We start from the raw sequence: 14,313 nt of genomic DNA, 5'->3' as shown, positions 1-14,313 counted from the left end.
GAAACCGGGCGCTCCTGGACCTCGTCCAGGAGCGCCACTAAAGTGATACCGCATACGGAGGGGGACGCCATGAAGATGTGCTGGAGGGTTGCGTCGATCCTGCTTGCTTTCAGCACCGTGGCATCGGGCGAGGACGTGCCCGCGTGGACATCGCGGGTGGATGCCATCGTCGACACGATCGCAACGGATGGTCCGGGCGCGACCGTGGCGGTTTCCCAGGGCGGTCGCATCGTGTACGCCCAGGCGCGCGGCTTGGCAAGCATGGAACTGGGCGTCCCCATGGAAGCCGCGAGCGTCCTGCGGATCGGTTCGCTGACCAAGACGATCACCGCCGCGACGATCCTGCGTCTGCATGCGCAAGGTCGCATCGACCTCGACGCCAGGCTGTCCACCTGGCTTCCCGAATTTCCCCATGCGAAGGACATCACGATACGCGAACTGTTGACGCATACCTCCGGCGTGAGTGACGGATGGGACGTGCCGTTGACCGATGTACTCGATACGCCTGGCCTGGTTCGGCATATCGGTTCGGTTCCACTCGATTTCGCCCCCGGTACGGATTGGCGATACAGCAATTCCGGCTACATGCTCCTCGGCGCCATTCTCGAAAAGATCACGGGCAAGCCGTGGTACCAAGCGGAGAACGACCTCGTGCTGGCGCCGCTCGGCCTGACGCATACGGGATTCCACGACGACGCGGCCATCGTGCCGCGCATGGCGCCGGGTTATTCGGTCGACGAGGCAGGGAAGGTCGTCCGTCCGGTGGCCTATTCCATATCGGGGCCGGGCGCGGCCGGTGGAATGACGTCGACGGCATCGGACATCGCGATGCTGCTGCACGGCCTGGCGACCGGTCACGTGCCGGGAAAGCAGGCCTTCCAGGCCATGGCCACGCCCGCACGCATCGGCGACGTGGACTTGCCTTACGGCATGGGCATGGTGCCGGGGACCTTGCGCGGCACGGCGATCGTCGAGCACTCCGGAGGCATCGAGGGATATTCCGCTCACTACGTCTATCTGCCCGGTGAAGACATCGCCGTGGCCGTGCTGGAAAACTCCGACGCGCCCACGTGGCTGGCGCGTTCGCTGGCGCATCGCATCGCGGCAACGGTCATGGGGCGGCCGTATCGATCCTTCACCGCCACGCCGTGGAGCGCATCGAGCCTCGGCGCGGTGGTCGGCACCTATGCGATCGAAGGTGGTGGGTGCCATAGCGTGGCTATAAAGGATGGCGCGGCATGGATTCGTCGTGACGATGGCCCGCAACGGCGGCTATACACCGCGGCGGACGACGTACTCCTGTACGCGGGAGACGGCATCGATTACCTGCGTCCGCAACGCGACCGCTCGGGAGCCGTCACCGCGTTGGCGTTTCACGCCGATGGCGCCGATGCGGGACGTGTCGAGCAGCGTGTCGCCGAATGTAGGAAGTCGCGAACACATTGATGCCAGGCCGTCTTATCGATCATTGTTCAGCCCAGCGATCACGTAGTGACATACATAGCTCCGACATTTCCTGGTATTCGGAAGTGTTCGCATAGACACCGTCGCGAAGTGCTTCCATAACGGCGAGGACAATCGGTTGGAGGAGATGCCTGAGCTCTCGGGCTCGCCTATTCCTCGCTCGCAGTTCGTCCAATACCTCCGCGTGATGGCCCGAGGCAAGCAGCGGTCCGAATCGATGCCCGAAGTGGTGAACGACCTCATTTCGCTCGGAGACCACTTGCTTGATAAGCGCCATCAGCGAATCCGTGTCGCCAACGCATGCATCCACAAAACGACTTGAAAGTAAGCCCAGCGGCTTGCTGGCAAGTGCGGAAGCACGATCGAGAATGCCAGCGATGGACGGGTCTCCGGCATCTGTCATGGGAACGATGAACTTTAAAAGTTGTTCCAGCCCCTGGCTTTCAAGCACCAGGACGCCAATGGCGCAGACGATACGCTGATTCGTGCCCAACTCGAGGTCGACCATCGCGGCAGATCGCTTACGAGGCTTTTCGGCGACGGGTGGCAAATGCTGCACCGGGCAGGGCGCCCGCAAGGCAAAGCGGCGCGGCCAGGTCGCCGAGGCCCCAGGCCTTGGCGATGGGCAAGCCGAAGAGCTTTTCCAGGCCGATGGGTATCAGTACCACCAGGCTGAACATGGCGAGAATCCCGAAGAACGCGCCGGCGCGTATGGCGGCCAGGTTAGGAGAGAAACGGGCGGTCATCCGTAAGTACCTAGCTGGAGTTCAAGCCATGTTACGCCTGAATTCAAACATGCGGCGGCTACTTCCGACCGGTGATGTCTTCGGCCGACCGACGAATCCATTCCAGCACGTAGGCCTCCAGCGACATGCCCTTGGGCACGGCCAGCCCGGATGCGTGGACGAATCCGTTGGCGGCGACAAGAAACGCTTGCCGCGAACGCGCGGACTCGATGCGCGCCGTGGCCTGCTTCTGACGCAGCTGCACGATGTGCGCCGAGGGCTGGCCGGGGCGTGAGAACTTCGCGTACCGCCGCAGTTCGTCGGCGGCCAGGGCGGTATCGCGCGCCGCCTTGTCCATGGCGTTGCGGGCTTCCGCCGCTTGCGCGAGGAGGGCCAGGGCGTCGGCAGGCAGTCCGTTCGGCAGGTGTGGGCCAGGGGTCATGGGATCTTCGAGATACCGGAAAAAACAAAGCCCCGCATCGCTGCGAGGCTTTGTCTTATAATTGGTGCCCAAGAGAGGACTCGAACCTCCACGGTTTTACCCGCTAGTACCTGAAACTAGTGCGTCTACCAATTCCGCCACCTGGGCAGGTGTCCCGGTAGCAGACGTGTCTGCCCCGTGAGCCGCGTAGATTAGGCAGGTCGGGTAAGCTTGTCAACGATTTTTCACCACGGCCGCCAAAAAAGTGAACGGCCCCCTGCAAGGTCCCTACGTGACGAAGAAAAAGAAAGGTTCCGGTGGCGATAAAGGCCCCCGTAAAGCCAAGGCTACGCGCCCGGGCAAGGCGCTGGCCAAATACCGCGACCGGCTGCCGCCGCCGGCCGTGAACGATCCACACGCCGAGCGCGAGGCGCAGCGCTACGATCAGCCCATTCCCAGCCGCGAGGCGATCCTCGCGCTCCTCGAGCAGCGCGGCGAACTGGTGTCCGCGGAGGACATCGCACGCGCCCTGCGCCTGTTCACCGATTACGAGATCAACGCGCTGGGCAAGCGCCTCGCGGCGATGATCCGCGACGGCCAGCTCCTGCGTAACCGGCGGGGCGGCTATGCGCCCGCGCAGAAGCTCAGCCTCATCCCCGGCCGCGTGATCGCCAATGCCGAGGGTTACGGTTTCCTTCGACCCGACGAGGGTGGGGATGACCTCTACCTCTCGCCCTCGCAGATGCGCAGCGTGCTGCACGGCGACCGCGTGCTCGCCAGCGTGGTCGGCATCGACCGCCGCGGCCGCCGCCAGGGTGCGATCGTCGAGGTGCTGGAACGCCGTTCGCCGCGCCTGGTGGGTCGCATCGTGGTGGAGAACGGGGTCACCCTCGTCGAACCGGACGACCGCCGCCTGCACCAGAACATCATGATTCCCGCCGGCCGCGACGCGGGCGCCCGTTCGGGCGAGATCGTGGTGGCCGAGATCACCGATCCGCCGACGCCGCATCGCGGTCCGATGGGTACCATCCGCGCCGTGCTCGGCCAGCGCCTGCAACCGTCGCTGGTGGTGGAAATGGCCATCGCCAGCCACGACCTGCCGCATGAATGGCCGGCCCAGGTAGTGCGCCAGGCCGAGGAGGTGGAACCGAAGGTCACCGCCGCCGAGCGCAAGGGCCGGGTCGACCTGCGCGACCTGCCGCTCGTGACCATCGACGGCGAGGATGCGCGCGACTTCGACGACGCCGTCTATGCCGAGCCGCTGAAGGGCGGCGGGTTCCGTCTCATCGTGGCCATCGCCGACGTCTCGCATTACGTGCCCATCGGCACGCCGCTCGACACCGAGGCCTACGAACGCAGCACGTCGACGTACTTCCCCGGCTTCGTGGTGCCGATGCTGCCGGAAACGTTATCCAACGGCATCTGTTCGCTCAATCCGCGCGTGGATCGCCTGTGCATGGTCTGCGACATGGAGGTGGACGAGCAGGGCGAAGTGCAGCACGCGAAGTTCTACGAGGCGGTGATGTATTCGCACGCACGCCTGACCTATACCAAGGTCTGGCAGGCGGTGGGGGAGCGCGACGCCGAAGTGCGCCGGGAGATCGCGGACGTGCTGCCCCAGGTGGAAAACCTGCATCGCCTCTACAAGGCCATGGCGAAAGCACGCAAGCGTCGCGGGGCCATCGATTTCGAGACGCCCGAGGTGAAATTTCGCCTCGCGCCGTCGGGCGACGTGGTGTCGATGGGCGCCTCCGAGCGCAACGACGCGCACAAGCTCATCGAGGAATGCATGATCGCGGCCAACGTGCAGGCCGCGAAATTCCTCTCCCGGCGCAGGATTCCCGCGCTCTACCGCGTGCATGCGCCGCCGCCGGCGGAGAAATACGAAGACCTCCTCCAGTTCCTGCGCGAGTTCAAGCTGAAGCTGCCCCCGGCCGACGAGGTGACGCCGGCGGATTTCTCGGCGCTGCTGAAGAAGGTGCAGGATCGTCCCGAAGCGGAATTGATCCAGTCGGTGCTGCTGCGGTCCCAGAGCATGGCCGTGTACCACCCGGAAAACCAGGGCCACTTCGGCCTGGCGCTGGATGCGTACGCGCATTTCACCTCGCCGATCCGCCGCTACCCCGACCTGCTGGTGCATCGCGCGATCCGTTATGCCATTACCAAGGGTAAGCCGTCGGACTACGTCTACAGCGAGGCGCAGATGGCCGCGATGGCCGTGCATTGCTCGCAGCGCGAGCGCCGCGCGGAAGAAGCCGAGCGGGACGTCGACGAGCGCTTCAAGTGCGCATGGATGGAAAAGCACGTGGGCGAGGAGTTCGCCGGCACCATTACGGGCGTCACGTCGTTCGGTTTGTTCGTGGAGCTGGCGGCCTCGCGGGTTTCCGGCCTCGTCCACGTATCGCAACTGCCCAACGACTACTACAAGTTCGATCCCACCCGTCACCTGCTGGCGGGCGAGCGCACCGGCGCGAGCTATCGCCTGGGCGATTACGTGAGCGTGCAGGTGCTACGCGCGAGCCTGGAAGATCGCAAGATCGATTTCCGGCTCGTGGCCCGCCTGCAGTCGCTGCCCAAGCCCGTCGCCGTACCGGCTCCGGTCGCGAAGGAGTCCACGCCCGGCAACGCCATGGCCGAAGCGGGCAAGGCCATCGGCCGTGCCGTGAAGAAGATGGCGCAGAGGCTCGGCGGCACGCGCAAGGCGAAAGCCGGGGTTGCTCCTCCCGCGCCGGTTGGCGATGATGCGCGGCCGTCGGTCGAGCCGGTCGAGGTCGTTCCGTCGCGCCGGTCGCGTTCGGGCGCCGATGTGTCGGCACGCAAGCCCGCCGCGGTCTCGAAAGCTCCGGCCGGGAAGGTTGCCGCGAAGGACGTGGCGGCGGCACGGCCAAATGGCAAGGCGACCGCCAGACAGGCGATCGGTAGGGAAGCGGTGGCGAAGAAGGCTGTCGCCAAAAAAGCCGTCGCGAAGAAAACCGCGGTGAAGAAGACCGTCGCGAAAAAGGCTTCCGAAACGAAGGCCCCGGCGACGAAGTCGGCATCGCGCAAACCCAGGAGCAAGTCGTAAGTCATGAGCGAGACGTGGATCGTCGGCATCAATCCGGTGGAAGGCGCCCTCGCCAACGACCCGGAGCGAGTCCGTGAAGTACTTATCGAGCAGAACTCGAAGAACGCGCGCGTGAACGACATCGCCGCGCAGGCACGCAAGCGCGGTATCCAGGTGAAGTCGGTCGGCAAGGACAACCTCGAGCGCATCGGCGGCGAGCCGCGTCACCAGGGCGTGATCGCACGCTACGAAACGCCGCCGCTCAAGGACGAGCGCGATCTGGAGGGGCTGCTCGAAGCCGCCGGTTCCGACGCGCTGGTGCTGGTGCTCGACGGCGTCACCGATCCGCACAACCTCGGTGCCTGCCTGCGCAGCGCTGCCGCGGCGAAGGTGACGGCGGTGATCGTGCCCAAGGATCGCGCGGTGGGCATCACGCCCACCGTGCGTCGCGCGTCCGCGGGTGGGGCGGATCTCGTGCCAATGCTTGCGGTAACCAACCTGGCGCGTGCCCTTCGTGCGCTGAAGGACGCGGGCGTGTGGATCACCGGCCTGGCGGGCGATACCGAGCAGTCGCTCTACGACGTCGACCTGAAGGGGCCGGTGGCCCTGGTGCTGGGCAGCGAAGGCGACGGCATGCGCCACCTCACCCGCGAGACCTGCGACTTCGTGGCGAAGATCCCGATGCCGGGCAACATGGAGAGCCTCAACGTGTCCGTGGCGACCGGCGTGGTGTTGTTCGAGGCCTTGCGGCAACGAGGAGCCAAGCGATGAACCTGTTCTGGCATGACTGGGCTGGCCTGATCGGCGTGGCGCTGGTGCTCGTGGCGTTTTTCCTGCTCCAGGCGCACAAGCTGTCGGGGCAGGGCTATCCCTACCAGGTGATGAACCTGGTGGGCGCGTTCGGCATCCTGCTGTCGCTGATCTTCGGTACGTTCAATCTCTCGGCGTTCCTGCAGGAGCTGGCGTGGTTCCTGATCAGCGTGTACGGGATCGTGCGTGGGGTGCGGGCGAGGCGGGCGGCGGAAATCGTGCCCTGAGGCAACCCTGTTTCGCCGATACGATCGGCTCCCACCCCTTCGGTAGGAGACTGTCTACCGAAGGGGTGGGAGCCGATCGTATCGGCGAAAAGCCAACGAAGCGGTAAAGCGGTTACATCCGGGTCAGGCTGGCTCGATAGAATGAATGAAGGGCCGGCGCAACGCCGGTCCGCCCATGGGGACGGCCCCATGGCGCACGTCACTCGCGGGGACGACCCCGCTCCTGACGGAAACGAACCATGTATTGGCTCATTCTCTTCGTGGCTGGCCTGTTCGAGGTCGCCTGGGCCGTTGGCCTGAAATACACCGAAGGGTTCACCCGGCTCGTGCCGAGCGTGCTCACAGGCCTGGCGATGGTGGTCAGCATCGTGTTGCTCGCCATGGCGGCGAAAAAACTGCCGCTGGGTACGGCGTATGCGGTGTGGACGGGTATCGGCGCGGTCGGTGCGGTAACGCTCGGCATCGTGCTGTTCGGCGAGTCCGCGCAGCCGTCGCGGCTGGTGTGCGTCGGCCTGATCGTGGCCGGTATCGTCGGCCTGAAGCTCACGGCGGCTTGAAATCGCGGGCAGGGCCCGTTCCCACCCTTCGATAGCGACCTTTCTACCGAAGGGTGGGAGCGGACCCTGTCCGCGATGGGCCTTGCGGCACGCTTGCCCTTATTTGTTGAAGTCCGGGTTGGCCGTCTCGTCGCGCTTCACGCGCGGCGCCACGAGCGGTTCGCCGTGCACCACGAACCACACGTTTTCCGCGATGTTGGTGGCGTGGTCGCCGATGCGCTCGATATTCTTCGCCATGAACAGCAGGTGCGTGCACGGCGTGATGTTGCGCGGGTCTTCCATCATGTAGGTGAGGAGGGCGCGGAACACCACCGTATACGCCTCGTCCAGTTCGGCGTCGGACTTCCACACCTCGTAGGCCGCCTCGGCGTCCTGGTCGTGATACGCCTTGAGCACATGGCGTAGCTGTTCGGCGGCCAGTTCGGCGAGATTGGCCAGGCCGCCGGCGGCGGCGATCGGCGCGACGCGGCTGAGCGGGATGGAACGCTTGGCCACGTTGGCGGCGTAATCGCCGATGCGCTCGATGTCGGCGGCGATGCGCAGCGCGGCGAAGACGTTGCGCAGGTCGCCCGCGATGGGCGCGCGCAAGGCCAGCAGGCGCACCACGTCCTGGCTGATGTCGTGCTCGAGCGCGTCGAGGGCGTCGTCGTTGTCGACCACGCGCTGGGCGGCGCGCTCGTCGCGGCGCTGCACCACGTCGATGGCGGCTTCGAGCTGGGCCACGGCCAGCTCGCCCATCCTCACGATCTCGCCGGTCAGGCGCTTGAGCTCGTCGTCGTAGCTCTTGATGATGTGCTGGTGCGGAGTGTTCATCGCATGCCTCGCAAAGAAGGGGGCTTAGCCGAAACGGCCGGTGATGTAGTCTTCGGTCTGCTTCTTGTCCGGCTTCGTGAAGATCTTTTCGGTCTTGTCGAACTCGATCAGCTCGCCCATGTACATGAAGGCGGTCATGTCGGAGCAGCGCGCCGCCTGCTGCATGTTGTGCGTGACGATGACGATCGTGAAGTCTTTCTTGAGCTCTTCCACGAGCTGTTCGATGCGGCTGGTGGCGATGGGATCGAGCGCGGAGGTGGGCTCGTCGAGCAGAAGCACCTCGGGCTTGAGCGCGATGCCGCGGGCGATGCACAGACGCTGCTGCTGGCCGCCGGAGAGGCCGAGCGCGCTCTGCTTGAGCTTGTCCTTCACCTCGTCCCAAAGCGCGGCGCCGCGCAGGGCCTGTTCGACGCGATCTTCCATCTGCGAGCGGCTGAGCTTCTCGTGGTGGCGGATGCCGTAGGCCACGTTCTCGAAGATGGTCATCGGGAACGGCACGGGCTTCTGGAACACCATGCCCACCTTGCTGCGGAGGCGGTTGAGCGAGTACTTCGGATCGAGGATGTTCTCGCCGTCGAGCACGATCTCGCCCTGCGCGCGCAGGCCGGGGTAGATGGCGTAGATGCGGTTGAAGATGCGCAGCAGCGTGGACTTGCCGCAGCCCGAGGGGCCGATGATGGCGGTGACCTTCTTCTCCGGGACGTCCAGCGCGATGTGCTTCAGCGCATGGAACTCGCCGTAGTAGAAGTTCAGGTCGCGCACGGTCATCTTCGCGGGAACCTGGCCGAGGTCGGCGGTGGCGGCATGCGGCGAGGTGCCGAAGCCCGGCTGGGAGGCGACTTCGTTCATGTTAGTCATTGGACACCTTGGAGCGCGAGAAGGCGAAGCGGGCGATCAGGCTGAGCGCCAGAACGAACATGGTCAGCACGAACGCACCAGCCCAGGCCAGGGTGTTGATGTCCGGGCTGGGATCCTTCGTGTATTCGTAGATGACCTGCGGAAGGCTGGGCATCTTGTCAAGCGGGTTGAAGGTCATGAAGTTGTTGCCGAAGGCCGTGAACAGCAGCGGCGCGGTTTCGCCGCTGATGCGGGCCAGGGCCAGCAGCACGCCCGTGACGATGCCCGAGCGCGCCGAGCGCACGAGGATCTGCATGGTGAGCTTCCACTGCGGAACGCCCAGCGAAAGGGCGGCTTCGCGCAGGGTACTCGGCACCAGGCGGAGCATTTCGTCGGTGGTGCGCACGATGACGGGCAGGGCGATCAAGGCCAGGGCGACGCCGCCGGCGACGCCCGAGAAGGTGACCTCGCCATTGGACAGGTACTTCGACGGCAGCACCACGATGGTATAGACGAACAGGCCCAGCACGATCGATGGTGCCGACAGCAGGATGTCGTTGAGGAAGCGGATGGTCGGACCCAGGCGCGAGCGCCGCGAGTATTCCGCCAGCCAGGTGCCCGCGGCCACGCCGATGGGCGTGGCGATCAGGATGCCGAGGACGTTGAGGATCAGGCTGCCGACCATGGCGTTGGCCAGGCCACCTTCCTCGCGATACGCGGTGATCTTGGTGAACAACGAGGGCTTCAGGGCCGAGATGCCCTGGCTCAGCGTCTCCCAGAGGATCCAGACCAGGAAGAACAGGCCGATGGCGGTGGCGAGGATGCTGCAGGCCATCGCCACCACGTTTTTCACGCGGCGCCTGGTGTAGAGGGAGGCGGACATCAGCGACCCTCCTTCGTGGCCATGCGGCGAAGCATGAGGCGGGCGATGAGCAGCACGATGAAGGTCACCACGAAGAGCAGGAAGGCCAACGCCATCAGCGCCGACCGCTGCAGGCCCTGGGCTTCGCCGAACTGGTTGGCGATGGTGGAGGCGATGGAGCTGCCCGTTTCCAGCATCGACCAGGAGAACTTGAAGGTGTTGCCGAGTACGAAGGCCACGGCCATGGTTTCGCCCAGGGCGCGGCCCAGGCCGAGGAACACGCCGCCGATGACGGCGGTGCGGGTATAGGGCACCACGATGTCCCACACCACTTCCCACGTGCTGGAGCCCAGCGCGTAGGCCGATTCCTTGAGGCGCGTCGGTACCGTCTGGAACACCTCGCGCATCACCGAGGAGATGAACGGGATGATCATCACCGCCAGCACCAGGCCCGCGGTGAGCACGCCGGCGCCGAAGAAGGGGTATTCGCTGGAGAAAAACTTCGCGACGAACGGCACGTGCTGCACCAGCCACGACACCTGTCCGTCGGGCGGGTCGGCGCTGAAGTGGTTCATCAGCCAGGGCTTGATATGCGCGGCGACGAACGGCGCGAAGACGAAGAGGCCCCACATGCCATAGATGATCGAGGGGATGCCGGCCAGCAGTTCGATGGCCGAGGCGACCGGCCCGCGCAGCCACTGCGGCGCGATCTCGGTCAGGAAGAGGGCGATGCCGAAGCTGATCGGCACGGCGACCACCAGGGCGATGAGGGCGGTGCCGACGGTGCCCATGATGGGTACCAGGGCGCCGTACTGGTCGTTGCTGGGATCCCATGCGGCGCTGGTGGGGAAGCCCCAACCGAAGGTGTGGAAGGCATCCGAGCCGAGCCACAGCGTGGAACCGGCGGCGCCCAGGAGGGCGGCGAGGACGAGCAGGGCGCAGGCCTTGAGCACCCAGCCGAAGAGCACGTCGTTGCGCGAATCCTTCGCGTTGCGGGACGCTTCGTGGGCACGATCGACGCCCGTTCCGGCGTTGCTGGCGGTGGCATGCATGATGAGCGCTGTTTCCCGGGCCTTGGCAAACTATGGGCCGCCGTTCCTTTCGGGAACGGCGGCCCCCCTGGACGATAGTCTGGACCGGTTATGTTTCACCCGGCCTGTCGCATCGCGAATTACTTGTTACCCAGATCCGACGCCCAATAGGCTTCGATCTTCTTGACCAGCGAGTCGGGCAGGGCGACGTAGTCGAGCGAGGCGGCGGCCGGCTGACCCTTCTCGAGGGCGTTCTTGAAGAAATCGAACGCCACCTTGCTGTGCGACGGGTTCTTCGACTTCTTGTACATGATGATCCAGGTGGTCGCCGTGATCGGCCACGCCTGTTCGCCCGAGGCGTTCGTCATGATGACGTTGAAGTCCTTGGCCGAAGCCCAGTCGGCGGTGGCGGCGGCGGCACCGAAGGTCTCGGCGGTCGGCTGCACCCACTTGCCGGCGGCGTTCTGCATCTGCGCGAAGGCGATGGCGTTCTTCTTCGCGTAGGCGTATTCGACATAACCGATCGAGCCGGGGATCTGGCGCACGTACTGGGCGACGCCTTCGTTGCCCTTGCCGCCGACACCGGCCGGCCACTCGACGGCCGTGCCGAACTTCACCTTGGAGGCCCATTCCGGGCTGACCTTCGACAGGTAGTTGGTGAAGTTGAACGAGGTACCCGAACCGTCCGAACGATGGACGACGGTGATCTTCGTGCTGGTGAGCTTCAGGCCCGGGTTGAGCGCGGCGATGGCCGGGTCGTTCCACATCGCGATCTGGCCCATGTAGATCTTGGCGAGCACGTCACCCGTGAGCTTGAGCTCGCCGGCCTTCACGCCCTGGAGGTTCACCACCGGCACGATGCCGCCGACGACGCTCGGGAACTGGCCGAGGCCGAACTTGGCGAGGTCTTCACCGCTCATCGGGGCATCGGACGCGCCGAAATCGATGGTGCCTTCCTTGATCTGCGCGATACCCGCACCCGAACCGACGGACTGGTAGTTGATCTTGTTGCCGCTGGTTTCGGCGTACGTGGCGGCCCACTTGGACAGCACGGGGTAGACGAAGCTCGAACCGGCGCCGGTGATGTCGGTGGCCTGGGCGGCACCCATGCCGAACAGCGAGGCGGCGACCAGGGCGGCGATGCGGAGTTTGCGTGTGAACACGGAGTGATCCTCGATGGAAGATTGTCAGGCGGAACTCCGCCCGGGGCGGTATTCCAGTCCTGCCGTGTTGCAATGAAATGTGTTGAATGTTTCAACCATATGACAGCCGCCTTTTTGCTGTCATATTCAGGAAGTTACGAATGGGCTCACATGGCCAGGGACGTGCCGATTTCGCCCTCGGCCAGCTCCAGGCGTCGCCAGCGGTTGACGATTTCGCAGAACAGCTCGGCCGTGCGCTCGGCATCGTAGATGGCCGAATGGGCTTCTTTCGTATCGAACGCGATGCCGGCGGCGATGGCCGCCTTGCTGAGCACCGTCTGCCCGTAGGCCAGCCCCCCGAGGGTGGCGGTGTCGAAGCAGCTGAAGGGATGGAAGGGGTTGCGCTTGTGGCCGACGCGGCGCACGGCGGCATTGAGGAACGCCAGGTCGAAGGCCGCGTTGTGGCCCACCAGCACGGCGCGTTGGCACTCGGACTGCTTTACCGCCTCGCGCACCGCATGGAATACGTGATCGAGCGCCTGGCGTTCGGGCAGGGCGCCACGGAAGGGATGATCGGGGTCGATGCCCGTGATCTCGAGGGAGCGGGGATCGATGTTGGCCCCGGGGAAGGGCTCGACGTTGGCCGACACGGCCGGTTCCGGCACGAGCAGGCCCGAAGGCTCCATCCGGACGGCGACCACCGCGATTTCCAGGAGGGCGTCACGTTCGGCGTCGAAACCGCCGGTTTCCACGTCCACGATAACGGGCAGGAACCCCCGGAACCGCGCAGCCATGGTGGAGGCGGTGCTATTGCTCGTCGTATCCATGCGCCAAGGATACCAGCGGTGCCGTCGGAGGTGGGTCGGTCGAGGCGACGTACCGATGCCTTCGACAAAAAGAGGCAAGAACGTGAAAAAAAGCCGGGTGTTCTCCCCGCCGCGGGCGGCCGCACCAACGTCTGACTGAGAACCGGCGGAAGCGCCGTTCGATGTCGAGGACGATGCGGCGCGTCCGATCATTCATCACTTTTCGGAATTATCTCAATAATGGGACGGGCGTCCGGACGTCCGTATCTGAACGGACATGCGCGCTTCGATGTCCATGGATACGAAAAAATCCTTGGTGCGTCACGTTTTCGTGTGTCAGGCGTTGTCGAACATGAATCCGACGCTTCACACCCCTTGCAACGGTCATATGTGCTGCGTAGGTTCGGTCGCATGCATAGCGTCCTCGCCAGCTTCCCACACCGCCTCGCGATCATGGTTCTCGTGGTCGTGGCGTTGTTCGTGGCCTGCGCGGGCGTCCGTGCGATGCCTTGCGACGCGAACGACGGCATGCCCGTCGTCCAGCAGGTGGCGAACGAGTCGGATCACGACGAAGCCGATCCGGTCTCGTTGCCGTCGCTCGAAGACAACACCACGAGCCTTGACGATACGTTCGACGTGCCTCCCCATCACGTCGTGACCGTGCCGCGCTCGGCGCCGTCGCGTCCGTCCGGCCACGAGCCGGCCAGCGTCGCGCATCGGCTGCATCTCGACCTCCGCCCTCCGATCGTCTGATCGACGCGACGCCCCCGGCGTCGCCATCCCCACACCGCGCTTTTACGAGCCGTGACCGGCCCACCGGTCACGCCACGGGCTTCCGTGCCCGTGCCCGACGATTTACCTCCCCAAAGAGAGAACACCATCATGGAACGCCTCATCCAGGGTTTCGACCGGTTTCGCCGTGAAATGACCGACGACCAGCGCGAGCTGTTCGCGCGCCTCGCCTCCGGCCAGACGCCGCACACCATGTTCATCACCTGCGCCGACTCGCGCGTGATGCCCGAGCTCATGTTTTCGGCGCAGCCGGGCGAACTGTTCGTCTATCGCAACGTGGGCAATATCGTGCCGCCCTATGCGCAGCACGTCAGCGGCGTGGTCGCCGCCATCGAATACGCGGTGACCGCGCTGAAGGTGAAGCACATCGTGATCTGCGGGCATTCCGACTGCGGCGCGATGAAGGCCTTGCAGAATCCGGCGGCGCTCAAGGGCAAGCCCTCGGTGGAGCAGTGGCTCAAGCACGCCGACGTGGCGCGCTACGTGGTGGCGGAAAACCGCCCGACGATCCTCGGCGAAGAAGGCCTGCGTTACCTCACCGAGGAAAACGTGGTGGGCCAGCTCGAGCACTTGCGCACCCTGCCGGCGGTGGCCGCCGCCATGGCGAACGGCAGCCTGCGCATCCACGGCTGGATCTACGACTTCGCGCGTACCGAGATCACGGCCTTCGATCCGCTGGAGGGTGGCTTCCGTCCGCTCGGCGCGGACGTCACGAAGGCACCCGATGCCACGCCGCACGCGCGGTTCTCCGTGCGCCCGACGGTGGCCAGCGCGGCCTGAGGA

Annotated in this window: 16 protein-coding genes and 1 tRNA gene; 7 read left to right on the top strand and 10 right to left on the bottom strand. The window is 65.2% G+C overall.

Annotated elements, in window-relative coordinates:
* The first annotated feature begins 69 nt into the window (after positions 1-69).
* On the top strand, positions 70-1,446 hold the full coding sequence (locus L2Y94_RS13285) for a serine hydrolase domain-containing protein (protein WP_247367247.1): 1,377 nt from the start codon (positions 70-72) through the stop codon (positions 1,444-1,446).
* Positions 1,447-1,465: 19 nt separating this feature from the next.
* Here the strand turns inward: L2Y94_RS13285 and L2Y94_RS13280 are convergent, their stop codons facing one another.
* The 4 genes from L2Y94_RS13280 to L2Y94_RS13265 form a co-directional block, all read right to left on the bottom strand.
* A complete protein-coding gene (locus tag L2Y94_RS13280; protein ID WP_247367246.1) occupies positions 1,466-1,972 on the bottom strand; it encodes a hypothetical protein in 507 nt (168 codons plus the stop codon).
* Between the two features lie 13 nt (positions 1,973-1,985).
* On the bottom strand, positions 1,986-2,210 hold the full coding sequence (locus L2Y94_RS13275) for a hypothetical protein (protein ID WP_247367235.1): 225 nt from the start codon (positions 2,208-2,210) through the stop codon (positions 1,986-1,988).
* 58 nt (positions 2,211-2,268) lie between these two features.
* A complete protein-coding gene (locus L2Y94_RS13270; RefSeq protein ID WP_247367228.1) occupies positions 2,269-2,631 on the bottom strand; it encodes a hypothetical protein in 363 nt (120 codons plus the stop codon).
* Positions 2,632-2,693: 62 nt separating this feature from the next.
* Positions 2,694-2,778 (bottom strand) — tRNA-Leu (locus tag L2Y94_RS13265).
* Between the two features lie 124 nt (positions 2,779-2,902).
* Between L2Y94_RS13265 and rnr the strand changes: the two genes are divergently transcribed.
* The 4 genes from rnr to sugE all read left to right on the top strand — a co-directional run bounded on the left by rnr (position 2,903) and on the right by sugE (position 7,247).
* On the top strand, positions 2,903-5,674 hold the full coding sequence (gene rnr, locus L2Y94_RS13260; RefSeq protein ID WP_247367226.1) for a ribonuclease R: 2,772 nt from the start codon (positions 2,903-2,905) through the stop codon (positions 5,672-5,674).
* A gap of 3 nt (positions 5,675-5,677) precedes the next feature.
* Complete coding sequence (gene rlmB, locus L2Y94_RS13255) at positions 5,678-6,424, top strand: 23S rRNA (guanosine(2251)-2'-O)-methyltransferase RlmB (protein WP_247367224.1); 747 nt, start codon at positions 5,678-5,680, stop codon at positions 6,422-6,424.
* On the top strand, positions 6,421-6,690 hold the full coding sequence (locus tag L2Y94_RS13250; RefSeq protein ID WP_247367223.1) for a CBU_0592 family membrane protein: 270 nt from the start codon (positions 6,421-6,423) through the stop codon (positions 6,688-6,690). Before rlmB ends, L2Y94_RS13250 begins: the two co-directional genes overlap by 4 nt.
* Positions 6,691-6,929: 239 nt before the next feature.
* On the top strand, positions 6,930-7,247 hold the full coding sequence (gene sugE, locus L2Y94_RS13245) for a quaternary ammonium compound efflux SMR transporter SugE (RefSeq protein ID WP_247367220.1): 318 nt from the start codon (positions 6,930-6,932) through the stop codon (positions 7,245-7,247).
* A 99-nt stretch (positions 7,248-7,346) separates the two neighbouring features.
* Here sugE and phoU read toward each other — a convergent pair whose 3' ends face one another.
* The 6 genes from phoU to rnt all read right to left on the bottom strand — a co-directional run bounded on the left by phoU (position 7,347) and on the right by rnt (position 12,759).
* A complete protein-coding gene (gene phoU, locus L2Y94_RS13240; protein ID WP_247367218.1) occupies positions 7,347-8,060 on the bottom strand; it encodes a phosphate signaling complex protein PhoU in 714 nt (237 codons plus the stop codon).
* Positions 8,061-8,084: 24 nt separating this feature from the next.
* The gene (gene pstB / locus L2Y94_RS13235; RefSeq protein WP_247375244.1) at positions 8,085-8,828 is read right to left on the bottom strand and encodes a phosphate ABC transporter ATP-binding protein PstB; all 744 of its coding nucleotides are present in this window, start codon (positions 8,826-8,828) and stop codon (positions 8,085-8,087) included.
* Positions 8,829-8,910: 82 nt separating this feature from the next.
* A complete protein-coding gene (gene pstA, locus L2Y94_RS13230; protein WP_247367215.1) occupies positions 8,911-9,780 on the bottom strand; it encodes a phosphate ABC transporter permease PstA in 870 nt (289 codons plus the stop codon).
* Positions 9,780-10,811, bottom strand: a complete 1,032-nt coding sequence (gene pstC, locus L2Y94_RS13225) for a phosphate ABC transporter permease subunit PstC (RefSeq protein ID WP_247367213.1) — start codon at positions 10,809-10,811, stop codon at positions 9,780-9,782. Before pstC ends, pstA begins: the two co-directional genes overlap by 1 nt.
* A gap of 119 nt (positions 10,812-10,930) precedes the next feature.
* Positions 10,931-11,899 (bottom strand): phosphate ABC transporter substrate-binding protein PstS, encoded by a 969-nt coding sequence (gene pstS / locus L2Y94_RS13220; protein ID WP_247375242.1) that lies wholly within the window; start codon positions 11,897-11,899, stop codon positions 10,931-10,933.
* Between the two features lie 200 nt (positions 11,900-12,099).
* The gene (gene rnt / locus L2Y94_RS13215) at positions 12,100-12,759 is read right to left on the bottom strand and encodes a ribonuclease T (RefSeq protein WP_247367212.1); all 660 of its coding nucleotides are present in this window, start codon (positions 12,757-12,759) and stop codon (positions 12,100-12,102) included.
* 390 nt (positions 12,760-13,149) lie between these two features.
* On the opposite strand from rnt, the gene L2Y94_RS13210 reads away from it, so the two are divergent.
* Positions 13,150-13,491 carry a hypothetical protein gene (locus L2Y94_RS13210; RefSeq protein WP_247367211.1) on the top strand — a complete coding sequence of 114 codons (342 nt, stop codon included), beginning with the start codon at positions 13,150-13,152 and terminating at the stop codon, positions 13,489-13,491.
* Between the two features lie 129 nt (positions 13,492-13,620).
* Positions 13,621-14,310, top strand: a complete 690-nt coding sequence (locus tag L2Y94_RS13205; protein WP_247367210.1) for a carbonic anhydrase — start codon at positions 13,621-13,623, stop codon at positions 14,308-14,310.
* The last annotated feature ends 3 nt before the right edge of the window (positions 14,311-14,313 follow it).

The organism is Luteibacter aegosomatis (assembly GCF_023078455.1).
Taxonomy (GTDB): domain Bacteria; phylum Pseudomonadota; class Gammaproteobacteria; order Xanthomonadales; family Rhodanobacteraceae; genus Luteibacter; species Luteibacter aegosomatis.
This window is presented reverse-complemented; position numbering and strand designations above follow the sequence as displayed.

What these genes read in the sequence shown, in the direction of transcription:
- L2Y94_RS13285 (WP_247367247.1), top strand. Translation starts at nt 70, where the DNA reads ATGAAGATGTGCTGGAGGGTTGCGTCGATCCTGCTTGCTTTCAGCACC.
- L2Y94_RS13280 (WP_247367246.1), bottom strand. Translation starts at nt 1,972, where the DNA reads ATGGTCGACCTCGAGTTGGGCACGAATCAGCGTATCGTCTGCGCCATT.
- L2Y94_RS13275 (WP_247367235.1), bottom strand. Translation starts at nt 2,210, where the DNA reads ATGACCGCCCGTTTCTCTCCTAACCTGGCCGCCATACGCGCCGGCGCG.
- L2Y94_RS13270 (WP_247367228.1), bottom strand. Translation starts at nt 2,631, where the DNA reads ATGACCCCTGGCCCACACCTGCCGAACGGACTGCCTGCCGACGCCCTG.
- rlmB (WP_247367224.1), top strand. Translation starts at nt 5,678, where the DNA reads ATGAGCGAGACGTGGATCGTCGGCATCAATCCGGTGGAAGGCGCCCTC.
- L2Y94_RS13250 (WP_247367223.1), top strand. Translation starts at nt 6,421, where the DNA reads ATGAACCTGTTCTGGCATGACTGGGCTGGCCTGATCGGCGTGGCGCTG.
- sugE (WP_247367220.1), top strand. Translation starts at nt 6,930, where the DNA reads ATGTATTGGCTCATTCTCTTCGTGGCTGGCCTGTTCGAGGTCGCCTGG.
- phoU (WP_247367218.1), bottom strand. Translation starts at nt 8,060, where the DNA reads ATGAACACTCCGCACCAGCACATCATCAAGAGCTACGACGACGAGCTC.
- pstB (WP_247375244.1), bottom strand. Translation starts at nt 8,828, where the DNA reads ATGACCGTGCGCGACCTGAACTTCTACTACGGCGAGTTCCATGCGCTG.
- pstA (WP_247367215.1), bottom strand. Translation starts at nt 9,780, where the DNA reads ATGTCCGCCTCCCTCTACACCAGGCGCCGCGTGAAAAACGTGGTGGCG.
- pstC (WP_247367213.1), bottom strand. Translation starts at nt 10,811, where the DNA reads ATGCATGCCACCGCCAGCAACGCCGGAACGGGCGTCGATCGTGCCCAC.
- pstS (WP_247375242.1), bottom strand. Translation starts at nt 11,899, where the DNA reads ATGGGTGCCGCCCAGGCCACCGACATCACCGGCGCCGGTTCGAGCTTC.
- rnt (WP_247367212.1), bottom strand. Translation starts at nt 12,759, where the DNA reads ATGGATACGACGAGCAATAGCACCGCCTCCACCATGGCTGCGCGGTTC.
- L2Y94_RS13210 (WP_247367211.1), top strand. Translation starts at nt 13,150, where the DNA reads ATGCATAGCGTCCTCGCCAGCTTCCCACACCGCCTCGCGATCATGGTT.
- L2Y94_RS13205 (WP_247367210.1), top strand. Translation starts at nt 13,621, where the DNA reads ATGGAACGCCTCATCCAGGGTTTCGACCGGTTTCGCCGTGAAATGACC.